23 protein-coding genes and 1 pseudogene are annotated in these 19,453 nt (G+C 59.1%); 12 read left to right on the forward strand and 12 right to left on the reverse strand.

Going from position 1 to position 19,453, the window contains the following annotated elements; all coding sequences use genetic code 11:
* Positions 1-1,068, forward strand: a complete 1,068-nt coding sequence (locus ACA046_RS18805) for an ABC transporter ATP-binding protein (RefSeq protein ID WP_459021500.1) — start codon at positions 1-3, stop codon at positions 1,066-1,068.
* A 318-nt stretch (positions 1,069-1,386) separates the two neighbouring features.
* Here ACA046_RS18805 and ACA046_RS18810 read toward each other — a convergent pair whose 3' ends face one another.
* From ACA046_RS18810 to nudK, 3 genes are all read right to left on the reverse strand, one after another.
* The gene (locus tag ACA046_RS18810; RefSeq protein WP_497674398.1) at positions 1,387-2,637 is read right to left on the reverse strand and encodes an IS256 family transposase; all 1,251 of its coding nucleotides are present in this window, start codon (positions 2,635-2,637) and stop codon (positions 1,387-1,389) included.
* A gap of 122 nt (positions 2,638-2,759) precedes the next feature.
* Complete coding sequence (locus ACA046_RS18815; protein WP_497674676.1) at positions 2,760-3,962, reverse strand: alpha/beta hydrolase family protein; 1,203 nt, start codon at positions 3,960-3,962, stop codon at positions 2,760-2,762.
* On the reverse strand, positions 3,962-4,549 hold the full coding sequence (gene nudK / locus ACA046_RS18820) for a GDP-mannose pyrophosphatase NudK (protein WP_076017127.1): 588 nt from the start codon (positions 4,547-4,549) through the stop codon (positions 3,962-3,964). The genes ACA046_RS18815 and nudK overlap by 1 nt, the downstream gene beginning before the upstream one ends.
* Positions 4,550-4,631: 82 nt before the next feature.
* Here nudK and ACA046_RS18825 point away from each other — a divergent pair, with 82 nt between their 5' ends.
* Positions 4,632-5,387, forward strand: a complete 756-nt coding sequence (locus tag ACA046_RS18825) for a DeoR/GlpR family DNA-binding transcription regulator (RefSeq protein ID WP_459021505.1) — start codon at positions 4,632-4,634, stop codon at positions 5,385-5,387.
* Between the two features lie 3 nt (positions 5,388-5,390).
* Here the strand turns inward: ACA046_RS18825 and ACA046_RS18830 are convergent, their stop codons facing one another.
* Complete coding sequence (locus ACA046_RS18830) at positions 5,391-6,236, reverse strand: SDR family NAD(P)-dependent oxidoreductase (RefSeq protein WP_497674677.1); 846 nt, start codon at positions 6,234-6,236, stop codon at positions 5,391-5,393.
* 131 nt (positions 6,237-6,367) lie between these two features.
* On the opposite strand from ACA046_RS18830, the gene ACA046_RS18835 reads away from it, so the two are divergent.
* From ACA046_RS18835 to ACA046_RS18850, 4 genes are all read left to right on the forward strand, one after another.
* Complete coding sequence (locus tag ACA046_RS18835) at positions 6,368-7,255, forward strand: LysR family transcriptional regulator (protein ID WP_459021508.1); 888 nt, start codon at positions 6,368-6,370, stop codon at positions 7,253-7,255.
* Positions 7,256-7,353: 98 nt separating this feature from the next.
* On the forward strand, positions 7,354-8,295 hold the full coding sequence (locus ACA046_RS18840) for an alpha/beta hydrolase (protein ID WP_497674678.1): 942 nt from the start codon (positions 7,354-7,356) through the stop codon (positions 8,293-8,295).
* A 410-nt stretch (positions 8,296-8,705) separates the two neighbouring features.
* Positions 8,706-9,494, forward strand: coding sequence for a DeoR/GlpR family DNA-binding transcription regulator (locus ACA046_RS18845; protein ID WP_459021510.1), 789 nt, complete (start codon positions 8,706-8,708; stop codon positions 9,492-9,494).
* A gap of 49 nt (positions 9,495-9,543) precedes the next feature.
* Entirely contained in the window at positions 9,544-10,599 is a 1,056-nt protein-coding gene (locus ACA046_RS18850; protein ID WP_497674679.1) for an NAD(P)-dependent oxidoreductase, read from the forward strand.
* On the opposite strand, the gene ACA046_RS18855 is transcribed toward ACA046_RS18850, so the two are convergent.
* Genes ACA046_RS18855 through ACA046_RS18865 form a run of 3 tightly spaced genes read right to left on the reverse strand, consistent with a single transcriptional unit; the run spans position 10,553 to position 11,961 of the window.
* Positions 10,553-11,290: a DUF72 domain-containing protein gene (locus ACA046_RS18855; RefSeq protein WP_497674680.1), complete on the reverse strand. Its 738-nt coding sequence runs from the start codon at positions 11,288-11,290 to the stop codon at positions 10,553-10,555. The two genes, ACA046_RS18850 and ACA046_RS18855, sit on opposite strands and share 47 nt — an antisense overlap.
* Positions 11,290-11,721: a DNA methylase gene (locus tag ACA046_RS18860; RefSeq protein WP_497674681.1), complete on the reverse strand. Its 432-nt coding sequence runs from the start codon at positions 11,719-11,721 to the stop codon at positions 11,290-11,292. The genes ACA046_RS18855 and ACA046_RS18860 overlap by 1 nt, the downstream gene beginning before the upstream one ends.
* A 15-nt stretch (positions 11,722-11,736) precedes the next feature.
* Positions 11,737-11,961 (reverse strand): hypothetical protein, encoded by a 225-nt coding sequence (locus ACA046_RS18865; protein ID WP_497674682.1) that lies wholly within the window; start codon positions 11,959-11,961, stop codon positions 11,737-11,739.
* Positions 11,962-12,166: 205 nt separating this feature from the next.
* Between ACA046_RS18865 and ACA046_RS18870 the strand changes: the two genes are divergently transcribed.
* Entirely contained in the window at positions 12,167-12,727 is a 561-nt protein-coding gene (locus tag ACA046_RS18870; RefSeq protein ID WP_459021520.1) for a type 1 glutamine amidotransferase domain-containing protein, read from the forward strand.
* A gap of 54 nt (positions 12,728-12,781) precedes the next feature.
* Here the strand turns inward: ACA046_RS18870 and ACA046_RS18875 are convergent, their stop codons facing one another.
* Entirely contained in the window at positions 12,782-13,003 is a 222-nt protein-coding gene (locus ACA046_RS18875; protein ID WP_063030824.1) for a PLD nuclease N-terminal domain-containing protein, read from the reverse strand.
* Positions 13,004-13,159: 156 nt separating this feature from the next.
* On the opposite strand from ACA046_RS18875, the gene ACA046_RS18880 reads away from it, so the two are divergent.
* The 4 genes and pseudogenes from ACA046_RS18880 to ACA046_RS18895 all read left to right on the forward strand — a co-directional run bounded on the left by ACA046_RS18880 (position 13,160) and on the right by ACA046_RS18895 (position 15,052).
* Positions 13,160-13,717, forward strand: coding sequence for an ATP-dependent Clp protease proteolytic subunit (locus ACA046_RS18880; protein WP_497674683.1), 558 nt, complete (start codon positions 13,160-13,162; stop codon positions 13,715-13,717).
* Positions 13,718-13,907: 190 nt separating this feature from the next.
* Positions 13,908-14,384: a PA2171 family ribosome-binding persister protein gene (locus tag ACA046_RS18885; protein WP_008435010.1), complete on the forward strand. Its 477-nt coding sequence runs from the start codon at positions 13,908-13,910 to the stop codon at positions 14,382-14,384.
* A 167-nt stretch (positions 14,385-14,551) separates the two neighbouring features.
* Positions 14,552-14,665, forward strand: a pseudogene (locus tag ACA046_RS18890) (con-10 family general stress protein); the annotation flags it as partial.
* Between the two features lie 66 nt (positions 14,666-14,731).
* Positions 14,732-15,052 carry a hypothetical protein gene (locus tag ACA046_RS18895; RefSeq protein ID WP_497674684.1) on the forward strand — a complete coding sequence of 107 codons (321 nt, stop codon included), beginning with the start codon at positions 14,732-14,734 and terminating at the stop codon, positions 15,050-15,052.
* A 4-nt stretch (positions 15,053-15,056) separates the two neighbouring features.
* Here ACA046_RS18895 and ACA046_RS18900 read toward each other — a convergent pair whose 3' ends face one another.
* Together ACA046_RS18900 and ACA046_RS18905 are read right to left on the reverse strand one after the other, a co-directional pair.
* Positions 15,057-16,256 carry a lysozyme inhibitor LprI family protein gene (locus ACA046_RS18900; RefSeq protein WP_459021525.1) on the reverse strand — a complete coding sequence of 400 codons (1,200 nt, stop codon included), beginning with the start codon at positions 16,254-16,256 and terminating at the stop codon, positions 15,057-15,059.
* A 78-nt stretch (positions 16,257-16,334) separates the two neighbouring features.
* Positions 16,335-17,393, reverse strand: coding sequence for a PDDEXK nuclease domain-containing protein (locus ACA046_RS18905; protein WP_497674685.1), 1,059 nt, complete (start codon positions 17,391-17,393; stop codon positions 16,335-16,337).
* A gap of 180 nt (positions 17,394-17,573) precedes the next feature.
* Here ACA046_RS18905 and ACA046_RS18910 point away from each other — a divergent pair, with 180 nt between their 5' ends.
* On the forward strand, positions 17,574-18,230 hold the full coding sequence (locus ACA046_RS18910) for a helix-turn-helix transcriptional regulator (RefSeq protein ID WP_167663138.1): 657 nt from the start codon (positions 17,574-17,576) through the stop codon (positions 18,228-18,230).
* Between the two features lie 105 nt (positions 18,231-18,335).
* Here ACA046_RS18910 and ACA046_RS18915 read toward each other — a convergent pair whose 3' ends face one another.
* Together ACA046_RS18915 and ACA046_RS18920 are read right to left on the reverse strand one after the other, a co-directional pair.
* On the reverse strand, positions 18,336-18,854 hold the full coding sequence (locus ACA046_RS18915) for a DUF2165 family protein (protein ID WP_497674686.1): 519 nt from the start codon (positions 18,852-18,854) through the stop codon (positions 18,336-18,338).
* A 131-nt stretch (positions 18,855-18,985) separates the two neighbouring features.
* Positions 18,986-19,390, reverse strand: coding sequence for a winged helix-turn-helix transcriptional regulator (locus ACA046_RS18920; RefSeq protein WP_497674687.1), 405 nt, complete (start codon positions 19,388-19,390; stop codon positions 18,986-18,988).
* Positions 19,391-19,453: the final 63 nt, after the last annotated feature.

Genomic DNA, 19,453 nt, shown 5'->3' on the forward strand with positions numbered 1-19,453 from the left:
ATGACCAACAGTATTGAACTGACCGGAATTTCCAAGAGCTACGGCAACCTCACTGCCCTGGGCAAAGTCGACCTGACGGTCAAGCGCAACGAGATCCTGACCCTGCTCGGCCCCAGCGGCTGCGGTAAGACCACCCTGATGCGCATCATCGCCGGCTTCGAAGAGCCCACCACCGGCAAAGTGGTGATCGACGGCAAGGACTCCACCGCCCTGGCGCCTGAACACCGCCCGGTGAACATGGTTTTTCAGAAATACGCGCTGTTCCCGCACCTGGACGTCTTCGACAACGTGGCCTTCGGGTTGCGCCTGAAGAAGAAGCCCAAGGATGAGATCAAGCGTGAAGTGAACAAGGCGCTGGAACTGGTGCAACTGGAAAGCTTCAAGAGCCGCTGGATCTCCGAACTCAGCGGCGGGCAGGCGCAACGTGTGGCCCTGGCCCGCGCACTGGTGAACCGCCCGGCAGTACTGCTGCTGGATGAACCGCTGGCGGCTCTGGACCTGAAGATTCGCCACCACATGCTCAACGAGATCAAGCGCATCCACGAAGAGACGTCGACCACCTTTGTGTACGTGACCCACGACCAGGACGAAGCGATGATTTTGTCGGACCGTGTGGTGCTGCTGAACAAGGGCGGCATTGAGCAGATCGGCGGGCCGCAGGAGATGTATTGGTCGCCGCGCACCTTGTTCGCCGCCAAATTCTTCGGCGATACCAATATCGTCAACGGCACGTATGGACTGGGCGGCGTGGTCGACTTGCCGTTCGGGCGCTATGCCCACACCGCCAAAAGCAGCGTGGGTGCGGGGCCGGTGAATGTGTCGATCCGCCCCGAAACCATCGGCCTTGAGCCCGCACTGGGGGCCACGCTGGCTGACGGCGCGTTTGCCGGCAAGGTCAAGGACACTTCGTTCATCGGCAACCGCGTGATCTACCGCGTGGAAGTGGCCGGTGGCACACTTGATCTCAAATGCCAGCAACTGCCGACTCCCGGCAGCCACGCACTGCCGCCGGGTACGAACGTGGCGCTGACCTGCAAACCGGAAAGCTTTGTGGTGATTCCAGCCTGAAGGGGTTGAACATGCGGCCTGGCTAAAGCAGCCGAGGTTCATTTTTACGCTGGATCATTCGCTCTTTCACGGGAGCCTGGTCTGGCGTTTTTTTTGCCCGGGGGGAAGAGAATAATGGTCGGTTACATTGAGCGGGTAGTGGTGGGCGGGGGGCTACGGGAGGCTGATAACTCGATTGCGCCGATGTTGTGTTCTAGCAATACCAGTGCTTTGGCGATCATGACTGGGGAAAGCCTGTGGATCGGGTTTTGCGGGGGGGGACTGTCAGTTTTTTTGTGTGCGGGCCGGTAACGGCCTGCCGTCAGGCAGGCCGTGCTTTTACCAGGTTGGCCTGATAAATCGATCTCCGTACAGAATCGCAAATTGATTCATCGCACTTTTCCAGTCATGGGCCGCCGAGCCCCAGTTTGCAGTGATATTTCGCAGCCCGAGCCAGATCAGTTTGGTTGCCGCATCGTCGGTCGGGAAGTGGCCGCGAGTCTTGATGATCTTTCGTAGCTGAGCGTTGATGCTCTCGATGGCGTTGGTGGTGTAGATCACTTTTCGGATTGCTGGCGGGAAGACGAAAAATGGAATGACTCGATCCCAGGCCCTTCGCCAAGCAGCCACTACCGTCGGGTATTGCTTGCCCCAGGGCCCGGTTTCAAACGCGTCCAGCGCCTGTTCAGCCGCTTCGGCGGTGACCGCCTGGTAGATCGGCTTGAGCGCCTTGGCCAGTTCGCGACGCTTATCCCACGCTGCGTAATCAAGGCTGTTACGGATCAGATGAACAATGCAGGTTTGCAGTGTCGTCGCTGGAAAGACAGCGCCAAGGGCTTCTGGCATGCCTTTGAGTCCATCTGTCACGGCGATCAGTACATCTTCAATACCGCGTGTTTTGAGGTCGTTGAACACCTTCATCCAGAACTTGGCGCCCTCGGTATTTTCGATCCAAATGCCGAGAATATCCCGTGTGCCGTCAGGCAGAACACCCAGTGCCAAGTAGATCGCCTTATTACGCACCAGTCCTTCTTCGCGGATTTTGACCCGCAGGGCATCGAAGAAAATAACCGGATACATCGGCTCCAAGGGCCTCTGTTGCCATGCGCCGATCTCAGCCATGACCTCGTCGGTCACCGAGCTGATGAAATCAGGCGAAACGTCCGTACCGTACTGCTCGGAGAGAAACGCGCGGATCTCTCTGACCGTCATGCCGCGGGCGTACATAGCGATGATCTTGTCATCGAAACCGGTGTAACGGCGTTCGTGCTTGGGGATCAGAATGGGCGAAAAACTGCCGTCCCGGTCACGCGGAATATCCAGCCGGAGCGGCCCATCGCCCGTGAGAACCGTCTTGCCGCTTTTGCCATTACGCTGGTTGGTTTCATCCTCTGGGCGCTGCGCGCCCGGCGGATAGCCCAGGTGATGGCCGAGCTCGGCATTCAAGGCTCGCTCGATCAGAGCCTTCTTGAAAGCCGCTGAGGCGTCTTCGATGGCCTCGGCGGTCATCATGCCGTCAGCGAACTGCTCGAGCAGCTCTTTCGGGATTTTTGGTAGTTCACGCAGCGGTGGTTTCTTTTTGGTTGGCATACATGCACCTCTTGCTCATGGTATGCCCGAACACAAAATTTCTGACACCCCCTGCGGGGGTGATGGGGTGTATATCCGTTACCTAAATAACGGATATACACACCTACCCCAAAAACCAAAAACTACCCCCCACAATTCCCACCAATCACCTCCCCCGCAAACACCTTACGCACAAACGGCGTCGAGTCCCCCAGCGAACCATTGACCGTCGCTGAATGATCAAGCTCAGGATAAAAATGCCATTCGATCCGGTCCCCCGCCTTGCAAGCATCCCTGACAAGCGCCTTTTGCCCCGGCACAAACACATCCCGATCCTGGCCACCCGTGCCCACGAAAACCGGAATATCCGTCTTCAACGTCGGATACGCCGACTCACGATAAACCTTGTCGAGTGCCGCTTTCGGCGAGCGCTTGAAGCTGTCATTGAACGTAAGCCCATCCGCCACCACCCGCTGCTCAATGGCATGTAAACAATCCCGCTGGCTGCTCTCAAACGCAGGCATCGCGCGCGCGCTCAAATAGTCGGCAGGCACAAACGAAGGATCAAACAAGGTCGCAGTACTCAGCCGCAGCAAGTTGTAGGCAAAGGTCGGCACCACCGAACGGCGTGCCGTTTCCAACTCGGCACTGTCTCCCGTTTTACGGGCCGCGGCGTATGGCGTACCCGTCGCCACCACACCGACGATATTCAACTCGGGCGCATAGTCTTTCCCATAGACCGCCGTGGCAAACGCAGCACGTGCACCCTGTGACTGGCCGAACACCACAACACGCCTGGAGAGCCCGAAATCACCCGCTATCACCGCACGAATGCTGTCGAGCACGCCATAAGCGAGCGGACTGGTCAGCCCATACGGGTGCAGGCCAGGTGTCCCGAGCCCTTGGTAATCAGTGGCGACGATGGCGTAGCCCTGGGCCAGCCAATAATTGAGATAGCGCGTATCCCGTGGGCTACGACCAGCAAACGACGGCGCACAGATATCGGCGCTGCCTACCGTGCCGTGAGCCCACGCCATCAGCGGCCAGCCACCCGGCGGCGGTGTACCCTTTGGCAAGAACAGAGCACCGGAAACGACAACCCGTTTGTCGGTGTCGAGACCGTCGGTGGACGTATACAAAATGCGGATATTCTTCCCCGCATCGGCAAGGCTTTGCTGGCCGGTCAACGGCTCGCTGCGCAGCATCTGCCCAGGTGATGCAGGCAGCTTGTCGGGCCAGGTATAAAACGCAGGAACACCACCATCACCAACAGGCGTTTGCCCGGCACTCACACCCGTGCATCCCGCAAGCAAAATCGCCAGCGCAAGCGACACCCGACGCGACATCACCAGCCCTCTTTCAACATCCGCAATTCAAGATACTGCAACAGCATGATGGTCTTGCCGTCGACGATCTCGGCACTTTCTACCATGGCCAGCGCGGCCTCAAACCCCAGCTCCAGCACCTCGATATCCTCGCCCTCATCTTCGAGCCCTCCGCCATCACTGACCCGATCACCCGGCTGATATTCGCCGATGAAAAAGTGAATGCGTTCAGTCACCGAGCCTGGACTCATGAAAGCCGAGTAGATTTTTTCTACATGGCCCACACGGTAGCCCGTCTCTTCTTCGGCTTCCAGGCGAATGCGTTCCTCGGGGCTGGCGTTGTCCAGCAGGCCGGCAGCAGATTCGATCAGGTAGCCGTGGTAGCCATTGACGAAGGTGGGCATGCGGAACTGGCGAATCAGCAACACCGTGCGCCGTTCACGGTTGTACAGCAGGATGGTCGCGCCATTGCCCCGGTCATAGATTTCGCGAGTCTGGGACTGCCAGCTGCCGTCGCGGCGGCGCAAGTCGAACGTGTACTTTTTCAGTACATACCAGTTATCCGAGAGCAGTTCCTCGGTGTGAATACGAACGGGGCTGTTTTCCATGGCAGGGCCTTTTTGTCTTGTGTTATTCAGCATGTCGTGCAAAATCGTGCACAGTCAAGAAAAAACGTGCAGGAAGCTACCAATGCTGACCCAACAACGCAAACAACACCTGCTGGACACATTGCACCGCGACGGCCGGCTGATTGCCAAGGAGTTGAGCCAGGCATTGGAGGTGTCCGAGGACACGATTCGCCGCGACCTGCGGGAAATGGCCAAGGAAGGTTTGCTGCTGCGGGTGCACGGCGGCGCCTTGCCGGCTTCGCCCGCGATGGCTGATTTTTCGGTACGGGAACACTTGGTCCCCGAGGAAAAGATCGCCATTGGCCGCACGGCGGCGCAACTTGTGCAACCCGGCCAGGTGGTGTTTATCGATGGCGGTACCACATGCCTGCAACTGGCCCATCACTTGCCAGCGGGCCTGAACGCCACCGTGGTCACCCACAGCCCGTCGATTGCCATGGCCTTGGTGGAGCATCCGCAGATTGAAGTGATCATGCTCGGCGGCCGACTGTTTCGCCACTCACTGGTGGGGGTTGGCGCGGCCACGCTGGAGGCCATCGGCCGGGTAAACGCCGACCTGTATTTCATGGGGGTTTGCAGTGTGCACCCGACTGCCGGGCTGTCTACCGGCGATTATGAAGAGGCGGTGGTGAAGCGCGCGCTGTGCCACGCCGCGGCTGAAACCATCGCGCTGGCCACCTCGGAAAAGCTCAATACCGCATCGCCCTACCAGGTGGTGGAGCTGGAACATGTCAGCGCGATCGTCGCATTGGCCAGCACGCCGCAGGCACTGCTGCAACCCTATGAGGCCCAAGGGCTGACGCTTTATCTTGCGTGACCGTCAACACTCCTTGATGGCCTCCCATGATGCGGCGACTTGCGTAGCGTCCGAGGCTTTGACCCGCGCCAGATCAACTGGATACTCGACATGCTGGTTCTCAAAGAACCGCGTGGCGGTGAACTGGCCGTTACTGGCCCGCAGGATGTAGCCGCTGTCCAGGCACGACGCCGAGGCCAGGAAGACCACCCCAGGGGTTACCCACTCCGGTTTGAGGTTGTCCGGCTCGCCGCTCACGCCCCACATGCGCGTCTTGGCTACCGGCGAGATGGCATTGACCAGGATTCCATCCTCGGCCCCTTCGCCACTCAACGCATTCATGATCCCCAATTGCGCCATCTTGCCGGCGCTGTAGGCCACGAGTCCCGGCTGGGCATAGTGCGTGTACATCGCTCGGTCCGAGGTGGTCAGCACGATGCGCGGCGCGGTGGAGTGCTGGAGGTGCCGCCAGGCGTGTTTGCACAGCCAGATAGGCCCGTAGACATTGATGTCCATTGCCCGCCGGATAAACGCCGCGTCGGCGGCCTCAATCGGCTGATAACCGACCCAGCCGGCATTGTGGATCAGGATATCGAGCTGCCCGAAATGGGTGATCGCGCACTCGATCAGTTCTCGGCAACCCGCTTCACCGGACAGGTCACCCGCGTGGCCAACCACCTGTAGGCCTTCGCTCTGAAGCGCCAGCGCAGCCGCCTGGACCACCTGTGGATCCGCACCATCGCCGAGGGTGTCCGCTCCGATATCACTGATCACCACCTGCGCGCCGAGGCCTGCCAACTCACGCGCATAGCTGAAGCCCAAACCACGGGCGGCACCGGTCACAATTGCGGTTTTACCTGTAAAGTCCATCGTTGCGTTCTCCTCATAGACGCCCCACCCTAACAACTCGCAACCGCACTGTTTAATACTGAAAAACAGCGATATTGATACCCGCCGCGTATCAGGCCATGCAGGGCCATTCACCTGAAGGAACAGCCGAGATGATCGAAACCCGCCTGATGCGCCAGTTCATTGCCGTTGCCGAAGAGCTGCACTTTCACAAGGCCGCGCTGCGCCTGCATATGGCGCAGCCGGCGTTGAGCCAGGCGATCAATCGCCTGGAGCAGAAGTTGGGGTTTGCCCTGCTGCAGCGGGACCGGCGCGGAGTGCAGCTGCTGCCGGCCGGGGCGGCGTTTCTTCAGACGGCTTACTCCGTGCTCGGGCAATTGCAGCAAGGTGTCGAGCACGCCCGGCAGGTGTCCCAAGGCGTCGCCGGCACACTCACCATCACCTCGGTCTCGATCGCCGGTTATCCCTGGCTGCTCGACACCCTCAAGCAGTTTCGCCTGGCGTTTCCCAAGGTACAGCTGGTGATCAAGGAAATGCCCTCTGCCAGCCAGGCCAAAGCCCTGATAAGTGGAGATGCAGATATCGCCTTTTTGCGCTATCTGCCGGGTCAGGCGGATAACATCGAGTCCCGGCTGCTGCTCGACGAACCTATCCTGATGGCACTGCCCGTGGACCATCCCGATGCCGGGAATGCCGTTATCGAGCTTAGGGATTTTGCGGGCGCAGACTTCGTGTTCACCCCCCAGGTATTGGGCAGTGGTTATCACCACCAGTTGATCGATTTGTGCGAGGCCGCAGGCTTCTATCCGCGCGTGGTCCAGGAAGCCGATCAATTGCATACGCTGATCGGCCTGGTGGCATGCGGGTTCGGCGTGGCACTGGTCCCAGAGTCGATTGCCCTCTCCATCAGCAGTGACAAGGTGGTGTTTCTTCCCCTCTGCGCCTCGCCCTCCACCATCGGGCTCTATCTCAATTGGAGCACCGACAATCCTTCCCCATTACCCGGGCACTTCTTCTCAGTACTGGAAGGAACGCTGTAATACTTTGCAAGCAATGCCCGGTGACGACTGTCTAAATATTTCCTGCGGGGCCAAGGCATCTGTTAAAAACCGTGCTTCACCCCTGTCCTGGAACCTTCATGTCTTCACGTTTGCTGTCCCGCCTCGGCCTGCGCTGGTTTCCCCTGCTGTGCATGGCCGTCTTGATCATCGGCCTGCCAGTGGGGTGTGCGGTGCTGCAACACAAGGAGCGCGAACTGCTGTTTCGCGTCGAGCCGGGCACTGCCAGCTGGTACAGCGGGTTGCCGCGTGATGTGCAGGAATTCGACCTGAAACCTTTGAGTTTCAAGTCAGGGCAAAACATTCATGGCTGGTGGTGGCCCGCTGCACAGAAGGACGCGCCGGCGATTCTCTATCTGCACGGCGTGCGCTGGAACCTCACCGGTCAGCTGTTTCGCATCGAGCAACTGCGGGCCCTGGGCTTCTCTGTACTGGCTATCGACTATCGCGGCTTCGGCCAGAGCCAGGGCGACCTGCCTTCGGAAACCAGCGTGTACGAAGACGCGCGCATCGCCTGGGAGCGCTTCCAGGTGCTGCAACCCGACCCCGCCAAGCGGTTGATCTACGGGCACTCCCTGGGTGGCGCCGTGGCCATCGACCTCGCGGCGGAACTAGGCAAACAGGCAGCGGATAATCATGTGCCGCCGCCGGTGCGCGGGCTGGTGATTGAGTCCACGTTCACGTCACTGGCGGACGTCGCCACGGCGGTGGCAAAGACTTCGCTGCCGGTGCGCTGGTTGCTCTCGCAGAAGTTTGATTCGATCGACAAGATCGCCGATATCCACATGCCGCTGCTGGTGGTTCACGGACTCGCCGACGCCTTTGTGCCACCGCGTTTCAGCCAGCAACTGTTTGACGCGGCACAAGAGCCCAAACACCTGTTGCTGGTACCCGGTGCCACCCATAACGACAGCATGCGGCTGGCTGGGCGCACCTATCGCCAGGCCTTGGACAGCCTGATGCAATCGAAGCGTCCAACTCAGGTGGCCGGCCCCTCCACAGGGCGCCCGAACAACTCGTAAATCTGCATTTCGGCACCGGTTTCGCCGGTGCCTGTCAAGGCGAAAAGCCTGCCCATACTGGCCATAAACAGCGACTGATCAAATATTAACCGCAGGTTAAATCGCCATACCCGCCGGGCTCAAGGGAAGTTATCCACAGAGATACCCACGGTTTTCGTGGACAACTCTTTTTACTTTTTTACGATTTTTTTTCTCAGCAATGCCCTGTTGGAAAGCTTCCCGGCAGCAAAATCTCCTGCGCACTCTCGCGAATCAAAACCCTGGTGCCGGGCACCGAGCATGCCCATGGTCCAGCGCGGTTTCGTCAGGCCGTTCAGCACATCTTGCAGGACGTCGTCAGAGCAACCACCCATTGCGTTTGCGCCAAATGCTGATTAATCTCGCATAAACACGCATTAACGAGCACAAACATGCATAACAACCATGCCGCCGTCGACCTGCCCTCCCTGCGTAAACAGAAAATCCTGTTGCTGCTGGAGCGCGACGGCAAAGTTACCGCCTCGGAACTGGTGGAACATTTCGCTGTTTCCCAGGACACCATTCGCCGCGACCTTGGCGAACTCGCCTCTGCCGGCCTGCTGCAACGCGTGCATGGTGGTGCACTGCCGCGGCCCAAGGACACCGGCAAGGACTTCTTCACGCGTTTCGGCGAGACCACCGCGACCAAACGCCACCTGGCGCAACTCGCCGCCGACCGTGTGGAAGACGGCCAGATCGTGCTGTTCGACTCCGGGACCACCACCCTGCAAATCGCTCAGTCCTTGCCGCATTTCATCAAGCTGACTGCCGTCACCCACTCACCGATGATTGCCATCGCGTTGTCCGAACACCCCAATGTGACGGTGATCCTCGCCGGTGGCCAACTCAACCCGGTGACCATGGCGGCCAGTGGGCACGAAGCGTTGCGGCTGATCCAGGGCATCAAGGCCGACCTGCTGTTCACGGGCGTGTGCGCCCTGCATCCACAGGTCGGCATCAGCTCGCTGCACTTTGAGGAGGTGGCGGTAAAACAGGCTATGCTCGACAGCGCCTCCCACGTGGTGGCCGTCACCCTGGCCGACAAACTGGGCGCCGTGGAGCCATTTGTGGTGGCACCGTGCAGCCGCATTCATACCCTGATTACCGAGTGGCATGTGCCGCCGGGCAGCGTCGAGGCTTATGAATGCCTGGGGCTGGAGGTGATGCAAGTGGATGCCTGACAAGCTCCCCCATAGCGGCCCCCGGTAGCCTTTGCAGAGGAATATTCCCATGGCGTTTCCCGTGCTGATCCTGGATGCCCCCAACCCTCCCCTGCTCCATGATGAGATCGAACGATGCCTGGCATACGGCCTGGAAATCACCCTCAACCTGCACTACTTCACCGACCAGGACAGCATCAAATCCCGTTACGCCGGGCGTATTCAGTTCGTGGATATCAACTGCCACGACACACCTTCGCTGATCAGCGCGGTGGTAAACGCCGGTGGCTACAGCGTACTCAAGACCCGCTTGAACATTCCCTTGGGCACGGCACTGATCAACGCTGCAGCTTCGCCTGATCTAAGCAGCCCGTTACAGGCGATCGCCCAGGCCGGCGTCGGGCTAAACCATATCGACTTGCAGGCCACCGCCGAGCGTGGCGTGACCGTACTCAATACCCCGGGGTCCAACGCAACGGCAGTGGCTGAATATGTGCTGGCACAAACGCTGTTTCTGTCTCGGGACCTCAATCTCTACAACGCTAAAACTCATCAAGGCCAGTGGTCAAAGGGCCTGCTTGCGCCCACGCTGCAAATCGCCGAGTTGACGTTGGGACTGGTGGGCACGGGCAGAATCGCCCAGGCGCTCGCCCATAAGGCCCGCGCCCTGGGCATGCAAGTGATTGCCACCGGCTCCGAGCGACTCACCCGACAGGCCGCCTCCAACCTGGGCCTGCAATGGCGCGCCACACTTGGCGAATTGCTGGATGAGGCCGACGTCGTATCCATCCATACGCCGCTCACCGCACAGACCAAAGGTTTGTTCGACAACACAGCGTTCACGCGGATGAAACCGGGTTCGATCCTGATCAATACAGCCCGTGGCGGCATCGTCGACGAGGGCCAACTGGCAAGCTTCATGACGCGCTTTCCCGGCCACATCAAGGGCGTCGCCATCGATACCTTTGCCCGGGAAAAAGATCAGTTCGAATCGCCGTTGACTGGCATTGCCAACGCGATACTCACGCCGCATATCGCAGGCAATACCCGTGCGGCGATCAGCGAGGCGTCAACCCAGATCATTGACCACATTCATGCCTATTACCAAGCAACGCTTGAAGGCTAAGGGCATCCGCAACCGCATGGCCACTGGCGGTGTTGTCAAAGATGCACCAGGTGGGAACCCCCTCGGCTGATGACCTTTGCACGGCCGCGCACAAGGCCTGCAGTCGATCCATTTCGTAGGCGCTGTGATAGATACGCGGCGAACCGTGCAGGCGCCAATAACGCACGCCTTGCCAGCCTTTCGGTACGTCACCTTCAGCGATTACCGGTGGGTCGGCAGCCACCCGGCCTATTCGGTACTCCTGCAACATGCCTTCGGCATGCACCCAACTGGCATGCCGCGGCTCCAGCACCACATTGCCGGCGAAGCGTTGGCGCAAGGCCGTGAAGAAACCGGCAGCGACGGCTGCCTCATAGTTCAATGAAGGCGGTAATTGCACCAGCAAGCAGCCCAGGCGATCGCCCAACTGCAGGCACGGTGAAAGGAATTCATCCAATGCCGTACCACAGTCATGCAGACGTAATTCATGGGATATAAGCCGAGGCACCTTGACCGAAAAACCAAAGCCGGGCGGCACCGATTGGGCCCATCGCTCATAGGTTTGCGGGCGATGGGGACGGTAGAAGGAGCTGTTGATTTCAACCGCATTCAAGCACGACGCATAACGCTGCAGATGGGTGCCGTGCGGGGGGAATCGTGGCCATTGCTCACGAGGCAGGCTCCAGCCGGCACACCCCAGAAAAATCGGCATCAGAACAACACCGACGCTGCATCCCTCATGAAAATCTCCACCGTCTTCGGCCCGACGCCCTCGAACGCGTTCAAGCGCTTCTCAAACTCCTCACGGTCGGCACTGGCATCCTGTATCTGGCTGATCTTGCCCGCGTACTCTGCGTTCAACTTGCTACTGAGGTCCAGCAGGCGCTGCGCAGTGCTTTCGTCGTAACGCACGTAATGCGCCTCGCCGAGCATGGCCACCAACTCGCGGGAGGTGCAGTGCTGCAATTTGCGCGGGGTGTCCCCGCCATGCTTCACCACAATCACCTGATAGGCCTGGGCCGCGATCTGCGCCTGAATGCGCTTGCCCATCAAGAAGCTGGCGATAAACCACTTGAATAACGCGTTGTCATCGCCAGGCCTGAGTTCAATACCCAGCTCACCGGCGCTGATGGATCGGCCCATGGCTGCCTCCGTTATTCACTTTCCCAACTTGCGTTCGGCCTTGGCGGCTTGCTCGTTGATCTGGTCGGTTTGCCGTTGTGTGTCCTTGATGGATGTCGGCGTGATCACCTTATCAACGGTTTCAGTCTTGGGGTTGGGGCGCTGTAAAGCGCTGTCCTGGTCGTCCACCTGGCGACCTTTCTGCGCCTGTTCGGAGCTGATTGCGTCGGGGGTTTTGTCGGCGGTTTTTTCAGTGCCCATGGAAGTTCTCCTGCTATTCAAAGGTCAGGCTCCAGCGCGGAACCGTTATGCAGCAGAGCCCATGGTTTTTTGATAGTTCAAGGAAATTGCGTGGGCTGCGGCCCGGAGAAATAAGCGCAAATTAATTTAAACCTTTTGCTCGGGCACCCGCCCAACAGTCCCAGCACGCCAATTAATTCTCTACCCACTCAGGAGACACTCGACCATGAGTTCGCAATTGCACGGCAAGAAGATTCTGATCATCACCTCCAACACTGGCATCGAGCGCGACGAATTGCTCAAGCCGCTGGAAGCCCTGCGCGGTTTTGGCGCCACGGTAACCCACGGCTCGAGCAAAGGTGGCAGCACCCAGACCTTTCTCCAGGACACCGAGAAAGACAGGACAGTGGAGTCCGATGCCAAGCTTTCGGATCTGCACGGCAGTGATTTTGATGCATTGGTCATCCCCGGCGGCACCGTCAACGCTGACACCCTGCGTCAGGATGCCGATGCCTTGCGGCTGATCAATGATTTCGTCAAGGCCGGTAAAACCGTAGCCGCCATCTGCCACGGCCCTTGGGCCCTGATCGATGCCGGCGTGATCGAAGGCAAGACCCTCACCTCCTACAAAAGCGTGCGCACCGACCTGGTCAATGCCGGCGCAGCCAACTGGGTGGATACGCAGGTGAAAGAATGCCCGGCCAATGGCTGGACGTTGATCACCTCACGCACGCCTGATGATTTGCCGGCGTTCAACGAGGCGATTGCCAAAACAGTGGCGGCCTGACGCCATCCAACGCAAACAGGCGCCCTTGGGCGCCTGTTTTTGTTCGATTCTGTCTTAGCTTTTGCCGTGCTCAGCGGCGTGTGTCGCGCGGTTCACACCCTTGGGCCCAAACAGCGCCCAGAGGATCAGCCCCAACAGCGGCATGAAGATCAGTACCACCAACCATAAACCCTTGGTTTCCCAGCCACTGCCACTGCGCAGCACGCTATTGATCGCCCACAGTTCCAGCAGCACCAGAATCACCGCCAAGCCAATCCAGACATATTCGATTTGCATGATTCATCCTCCTGAGGTCGTATGCGTTAGGTCAAGCAACACGCCCGAGGGTTCATTAAAATTGCAACGGATGGCTCTCGCCCAACGGTTGCGGCATATGCGCCGGAACCTTCTAGACTCAACTGCACGTCACCTCTCACCCCACGGAGGCCCAGGATGACCGAGCACATCATCCACTTTCACTGCCAGATCGATCAGGGCACCACCGAGCGCTTTCGTGATTGTTGCCTGGAGGCGATCGAGCAAGGTGCCAGCTCGTTGCTGTTGAACCTGTCGACCACCGGTGGCAGCACCAATTTCGGCTTTACCCTCTACACCTTTCTCAAATCGCTGCCGGTGCCGCTGTGTGCGATCAATGCGGGCAATATCGAGTCCATGGGCATCATCATGTTCCTGGCGGCCGGGCGCCGCATCACCACGCCCCACTCACGCTTTTTGATCCACCCGATGAACTGGTACTTCAGCCAGAACTCCGTCGATCACCAGCGCCTGCGGGAGTACCTTTCGAGCCTGGACAACGACCTGGCGCGCTACGTGAAAATCTATGAACTGGAAACCGCCACGGCGGAAACTCACCTGGACATCTTCAAGTGCCTGTCGGCAGAAGAAAAAGTGATTGCCGCCCACGAATCATTGGCCTACGGAATTGCCCATGAGGTCGAGCAGATCGTGTTTGCCGACGACATCAAGCACTGGAAAGTCAGCGGCGGCTAGGCATTGTTTAATGCATGCCAGCCGCCACCTGACCGTGCAACCTGCACGATCAGGACCGATATTTATGCGATATAAGCTATTGATTTATAAGCGAATAAATATTCAGTTCAACTTGGTACAACTCATGCTGTAGAGGTCTGCACAGGCGGGCAATTCGACCCGCCCTTTCGCTACCCGTGAGGTGTCACCCATGAATGCCATTGATCTTCTCAAGGCCGACCACGAACGCGTCAAAGCCATCCTCAACCAACTCAGTGAATCGACCGAGCGCGGCGTAAAGAAGCGCACTGAGCTCCTGGCCAAGCTGGAAATGGAAATCAGCCTTCACACCCGCCTTGAGGAAGAAATCCTCTACCCGGCTTTTCGCAAGGCAGGGGGCAAGGATCAGGAAATCATGTACCACGAAGCCAAGGAAGAACATCGCACCGTCGACTCCCTCGTCCTGCCAGACCTGAAGCAGACTTCGCCCTCCACCACCGAGTTTTCCGGTCGCGTGAAAGTCGTCAAGGAACTGTTGGAGCACCATATCGAGGAAGAGGAAAGCGAGATGTTCCCACAGGCCAGAAAGCTGTTGGGCAAGGCCTTGCTTGAAGAGCTTGGCGCGGAGATGGAAGCGATGAAAGCCGCGCACAAGAAAGCACCCGGCGCGAAGCCAATGGCCGCTTGATGCCCATTCGTCGCATGCCTGGAAACTATTTCAAACTTTGATTTGGCTGGAGGATTCCCAATTAGGCAACACCATTGATTCGCTCATCATTGAGGGTTTTCAAAATGGCTAATAGCGGAAAAACCACACCAGGTGCTGGTCACAAGGACCAGCAAGACACAAACCGTAAAAGCGGCGGCCAGGGTTCAGGCGGCAACTTCGCCAATGACCGCGAAAAGGCTTCTGAAGCGGGCAAAAAAGGCGGGGCTCATAGCCACGCTCCAGGCTCCAAGAAGTCTTGATTGAGGCGTCGCCGAAGCCTGGATGTGTTCCGGGCTTCGGTCCCCATCGCCAAGAGGGATTGAGTCATGAAGACCAGCATTTCCCAAAGGATCGTACTTGCCGCCAGCTTGACGCTCGTACTGTATGCCCCTGCCTACGCAGCCTTCGGCGACAACACCGCACCCGAGACGCCCGCCTTGAGCGGCAACAGTGTCCCAGGCTCGGCACTGCCGCCGGGCACCTACCCCAGCAGCCCATCAGGGGCCGACAGCAGTGGCAGCAAGGACACTGAAACCAAAGCGCCCGCGCCGTCAAAAAGCGTGAAGAGCACGCGCCACAAAGGCTCCTCGACCCAGCACCCGGCCAGCAAGAACGGCAAGAAAACCGCGCCTGCATCGGGAAGTTGAGTAACTAGAGCTCGCTTGGACCACCGATAAAGTCCAGGCGCAGATTTAACCACTGCCGAACGATTTCCCGGGACGCTTGCCGGGCATCAACTGCAGTGAAGCCGCGCTCGCGCTGCAGCCAGGTGCTCGTCGCTTGGCGCGCCGGCTCGATGGCCGCCAGCGCCTGCTGGCGTTGCTTGGCGGGCCACTGCTTATCGGCGCCCCAGTTACGCAGGGTTAATTCAGGATCCTGACCCTTCCCTGCGGCGCCTGGCTGGAGAAACAGCCGAGGTGACGCGGTGGCCTTGAGCGAAAGAGCGCTCCAGTCGGCATAGCTGGCAAAGCGGATCGTGCCCTCGTTCTGCGAGGCCGTGGACAAAGGCTCGGTCAAACTATCGTCCAGCCGCTTCCACGCCGGCTGTGAAAACAGATCACCTTGGGGGGCACAGATCGGCGCAAAGCTGTCGCGGGTGGAGCCGTACAACGACCCGAACGACTCATACGCAACCTCACCCTGCCGGCTGAAGACAAAGCAGTGCACATACGGGCGCTGATCGGCGAACAACTCATACTGCTGACGTTCAATCATCATGCGCAGCAAGGTCAACATCACCCGGTCACGACTGACGGCGGGATCGTTTTGCAGGTCCTGCCAAATCGACCACGGAAAACTGTCTTCCTTGAGCGCAACGAGGACCTGCTTGCGATTCTCCTCGGCCTCATTCTTCGTAACGCCACTGCCAGGCTCAAAACGCTGCAGGTAGACCAGCCATGCAGCGGCCAGATCGTTCATCGGGTAACGTCTGAGCCCTTCTGTTGCTTGGGCCGGATGGTAAGGAATACTGGCGATAATTGCGTCAAGGGCCGCCGTATCCTTGTGGGTGATCGTGCCTACCTCAACCACTCTATGGCTCAGTTGGGATTGCAGGCAGCTTGGGAGCGAGCCCGGGTCACCGGCACATGCGTTGCGAGCCTGCAGCCAGGTGCGCTGGCCACGGCGCAGTTCATCACGCTGGTCAGGTGCCAATTTGGCCATTGCCTGGCTGTAATAAAGGCCCAACGTGCTGTCGAGTTCGCTTAGTTCGGGATTGGCGCAAATCGCCTTTTCCACCGGTGTAGCGGCCTTTTTACAATCGAAGGACGCGCCACTGGCAGGCATCCCTGCGCCCATCAGCGCGCCAGCGAGCAACAACATTGGGTAGGCAGAATTAATACGGCGGGCCATTGCTTTCCTTGGGTGAGTTCCTTTCAAGGCGCTTATTGTGCCGACGCGCCTGCCAATGTCCAGCCTGTCGGCACTGTGCTACGAAGCACTTGCCATGGAGGGGCGATCACTTGCCAGCTCGCGCTCAATCTGTTCGATGCTGGGCAGGCTGGTTTGCAGCTCTTCCGGCAGGGATTCCACCAGCTGATACTCGGCAACCCCAATAGGACGGGAGCTGTCACGCAGAGCGTATTCGGCCACTACTTCGTTCTTGCTCTTGCACAGCAGCAGGCCGATGGTGGGGCTGTCTTGCGGGTGCTTGAGCTGGGCGTCTACCGCCGCGAGGTAAAAACCCAACTGCCCCAGATGGTCGGGTTTGAATTTACCGGCCTTGAGTTCGATCACCACATAGCACCTCAGCTTGAGGTGATAAAACAGCAGGTCGACGAAAAACTCCTCGCCCCCTACGTCCAGCAATACTTGCCGTCCCACGAAGGCAAAACCGGCGCCCAGCTCCAGCAAAAAATCGGTGACATGTTTGACCAGGGCGTTTTCGATTTCACGCTCCTGCGCGTCAAGGGTCAGGCCCAGGAAGTCGAAACGGTAAGGGTCTTTAAGTGATTCGCGAGCCAGGTCGGATTGGGCTTTGGGCAGCAGTCCGTCGAAGTTGCTGACCGCATTGCCGCTGCGCTCCAGCAGGCGACCCTCGATTTGCATCACCAGGATGTTGCGCGACCAGTTGTGTTCGATGGCCTGTGCGAAGTACCAGCGACGGGTTTCGGGGCCGGGCAACCTGTCCAGCAACACCAGGTTATGGCCCCAAGGCAATTGTGCAGCAGCCTGTTGCACAAATTCGGAATCCGGCCACGCCTCCGCAAATGCCCGCATGTACTTCAGGTTGCGCGGCGAAAAACCCTTCATCTCCGGAAACGCTGAGCGCAAATCCTGCGCCAGTCGCTCAATCACCTTGGTGCCCCAGCCCTGCCGCGCTTGCCGGGTCAAAATATCCTGGCCGATTTGCCAGTACAGCAACACCAGCTCGCGGTTTACCGCCAGGGTGGCGCGCTGCTGGGCGGAGTGGATTCTACCCTTGAGATCAGTCAGCCAGTCGCTGTATCCCTCGGGTGGTGTGATCAGGCTATCGGGGGTCTCACTCATTCCTTTTCCCTCGTGGGTTTGGCAGGCGGCCGATAGTAGCGAGGGAAAAATGCGTGATGGGCCAGCAGAATGCTTTCGATACAAATCAACTGGAACCGTACCTTCAGGCGCATCAAGGGGTGCCTCAACATGCGTGCTGTGGTCAAATGAGCCGGTCACTTCCATGGTTATTCCCGATCTATGAACGCCACACCCACCGACGACAGCCAGGCATCCACCGGGGACCGCATCCTGTTCCTGCTCAAGACCCGTGGCCCCTTGAAAACCACGGACCTGGCTGCGCTGCTGGACATCACCTCCGAAGCCGCTCGCCAGCAGATCCAGAAGCTGCAGGTCGCGGAGTTGATTGTCGGTGTGTCGGCCCCGATCTCGGGTGCCGGTCGGCCATCCCTGAAGTGGACGCTGACCGAAACCGCCCAGGGCAAATTCCCGGATTCCCACAGCGTGTTGACGTTGCACCTGATCGAGTCCATCGAAGGGATTTTTGGCAGCGAAGGCGTGGAAAAAGTCATCGCCAGCATGGAGGCGACCGCCAAGCACGAATACATCCAGGCTTGCTCCGTCGCATCCAGCTTGCAGGAGAAAGTCGAGATCCTGGTGCAGATTCGCGAGCGCGCCGGGTATATGGCGCAGATGGAGCCGCTGGACAATGGCTGGCTATTGGTGGAAAACCACTGCCCTATCTGCGTGGCCGCCCGTAAATGCCAGGGGTTTTGCCGCTCGGAGTTGCAGATTTTCCAGGCAGCGCTGGGCGATGAGAATGTGGTGGAACGCTGCGAGCATTTGATCTCCGGGGATCGACGCTGCGCCTACAGCATCCAGCCTCGCCGCCCGTAAGAAAGAGGCTGCGATGGGCTGCGCAGCAACCGCAATTCCAGCGCCGCAGTGTCCCGGATACACCAACGGTTCAGGATTCACAATTGCTGCGCAGTCCATCGCAGCCTAAACCTCAGGCCGAAGCCAGGCCCATTGCAGGTTGAACAGTGCGAACGCCAGCAGCGCCCAGATCGCCAGCACCAAGTGCGTCAGCTGCAAGCCCTCCTGGCGAATCCAGTAGCCAAACCACAAGCCTCCCAGCAGCATCGCAAACACGAAAGCCGAGAAGCCGCTGAGGGCGAGATTGAGCCATGGCCGGGCGGCCGAGAGGCCATCACCGAGGATCAACTGGTAGCTGCCGGTCCATGCCGCCACTACCGCGATAACTTGCAGCGCCAACACAATCAGCAGGGCCAATTGATGCAGGCGCGGGGAACGCACAGCGCGCCTCAACAGAGGGATGTCGATGGCCGGAGCCTGGTGCAGTGGCGCCATGGCCATGGTCGCGCCCACCGCACCGACCGAGCTGCGAAAAGCCTGCCCGTTGTTGACCACGGCGAGGGTCAACCAGACACTCAAACCCAAAGCCTGCGTGCCTAGGAACAACCCGGCAGAACCTCCCGGCAGCCATGCTTCTTCGCTCATCCAAAACTCCTTGTTCGCCGACAGCGAAAATCAGGTCTTGGGCCTATATCCAAGAACATATTTGGATAATACGTAACGCCGCCTAAATTAAACAAGCTAATACTTTGTTAATTGATCAGTCCACACCCTGATCACGGCGCCTGCTCAGCATCGAACTGCTCCCGGGCACGCCTGAATCCGTCGGCGTTTTCCACTACCCACGTCCACAACGGAATCATGTTCACCAGCAGCTGTTTGCCCAGCTCCGACAGCTGGTATTCGACCTTGGGTGGCACCTCCTGAAAGTCATGGCGCAACACCAGGCCATCGCGCTCCAACTGGCGCAACGTGCGCGTGAGCACGCGCTGGGTAACGCCGTCCATGCGGCGGCCAATCTCGGCGTGACGCAGGCGCCCGTTGACCCCTAGCAGGTGCACGATGCCCAACGACCAGCGGTTTCCCGCATGGGTCAGCACCTGGCGCTTGAGCCCGTCTTCATCGGCGCTAAGGGCTTCGCAGGCGGTTTGTGAGCGCCTGATGATCTCGTCGTTGTCCACCTTCTACTCCCGGTATCACTGGTGTGCCTTCTTATGCCCCGTCGGCAATTCTGCAAGCATGGC

The sequence above is a fragment of the Pseudomonas sp. LBUM1641 genome (genome assembly GCF_059716235.1).

What these genes read in the sequence shown, in the direction of transcription:
- ACA046_RS18900 (WP_459021525.1), bottom strand. Translation starts at nt 16,256, where the DNA reads ATGGCCCGCCGTATTAATTCTGCCTACCCAATGTTGTTGCTCGCTGGC.
- ACA046_RS18825 (WP_459021505.1), top strand. Translation starts at nt 4,632, where the DNA reads ATGCTGACCCAACAACGCAAACAACACCTGCTGGACACATTGCACCGC.
- ACA046_RS18835 (WP_459021508.1), top strand. Translation starts at nt 6,368, where the DNA reads ATGATCGAAACCCGCCTGATGCGCCAGTTCATTGCCGTTGCCGAAGAG.
- ACA046_RS18910 (WP_167663138.1), top strand. Translation starts at nt 17,574, where the DNA reads ATGAACGCCACACCCACCGACGACAGCCAGGCATCCACCGGGGACCGC.
- ACA046_RS18875 (WP_063030824.1), bottom strand. Translation starts at nt 13,003, where the DNA reads ATGCAAATCGAATATGTCTGGATTGGCTTGGCGGTGATTCTGGTGCTG.
- ACA046_RS18855 (WP_497674680.1), bottom strand. Translation starts at nt 11,290, where the DNA reads ATGCCGATTTTTCTGGGGTGTGCCGGCTGGAGCCTGCCTCGTGAGCAA.
- nudK (WP_076017127.1), bottom strand. Translation starts at nt 4,549, where the DNA reads ATGGAAAACAGCCCCGTTCGTATTCACACCGAGGAACTGCTCTCGGAT.
- ACA046_RS18880 (WP_497674683.1), top strand. Translation starts at nt 13,160, where the DNA reads ATGACCGAGCACATCATCCACTTTCACTGCCAGATCGATCAGGGCACC.
- ACA046_RS18805 (WP_459021500.1), top strand. Translation starts at nt 1, where the DNA reads ATGACCAACAGTATTGAACTGACCGGAATTTCCAAGAGCTACGGCAAC.
- ACA046_RS18860 (WP_497674681.1), bottom strand. Translation starts at nt 11,721, where the DNA reads ATGGGCCGATCCATCAGCGCCGGTGAGCTGGGTATTGAACTCAGGCCT.
- ACA046_RS18845 (WP_459021510.1), top strand. Translation starts at nt 8,706, where the DNA reads ATGCATAACAACCATGCCGCCGTCGACCTGCCCTCCCTGCGTAAACAG.
- ACA046_RS18810 (WP_497674398.1), bottom strand. Translation starts at nt 2,637, where the DNA reads ATGCCAACCAAAAAGAAACCACCGCTGCGTGAACTACCAAAAATCCCG.
- ACA046_RS18865 (WP_497674682.1), bottom strand. Translation starts at nt 11,961, where the DNA reads ATGGGCACTGAAAAAACCGCCGACAAAACCCCCGACGCAATCAGCTCC.
- ACA046_RS18840 (WP_497674678.1), top strand. Translation starts at nt 7,354, where the DNA reads ATGTCTTCACGTTTGCTGTCCCGCCTCGGCCTGCGCTGGTTTCCCCTG.
- ACA046_RS18885 (WP_008435010.1), top strand. Translation starts at nt 13,908, where the DNA reads ATGAATGCCATTGATCTTCTCAAGGCCGACCACGAACGCGTCAAAGCC.
- ACA046_RS18850 (WP_497674679.1), top strand. Translation starts at nt 9,544, where the DNA reads ATGGCGTTTCCCGTGCTGATCCTGGATGCCCCCAACCCTCCCCTGCTC.
- ACA046_RS18915 (WP_497674686.1), bottom strand. Translation starts at nt 18,854, where the DNA reads ATGAGCGAAGAAGCATGGCTGCCGGGAGGTTCTGCCGGGTTGTTCCTA.
- ACA046_RS18870 (WP_459021520.1), top strand. Translation starts at nt 12,167, where the DNA reads ATGAGTTCGCAATTGCACGGCAAGAAGATTCTGATCATCACCTCCAAC.
- ACA046_RS18905 (WP_497674685.1), bottom strand. Translation starts at nt 17,393, where the DNA reads ATGAGTGAGACCCCCGATAGCCTGATCACACCACCCGAGGGATACAGC.
- ACA046_RS18895 (WP_497674684.1), top strand. Translation starts at nt 14,732, where the DNA reads ATGAAGACCAGCATTTCCCAAAGGATCGTACTTGCCGCCAGCTTGACG.
- ACA046_RS18815 (WP_497674676.1), bottom strand. Translation starts at nt 3,962, where the DNA reads ATGTCGCGTCGGGTGTCGCTTGCGCTGGCGATTTTGCTTGCGGGATGC.
- ACA046_RS18830 (WP_497674677.1), bottom strand. Translation starts at nt 6,236, where the DNA reads ATGGACTTTACAGGTAAAACCGCAATTGTGACCGGTGCCGCCCGTGGT.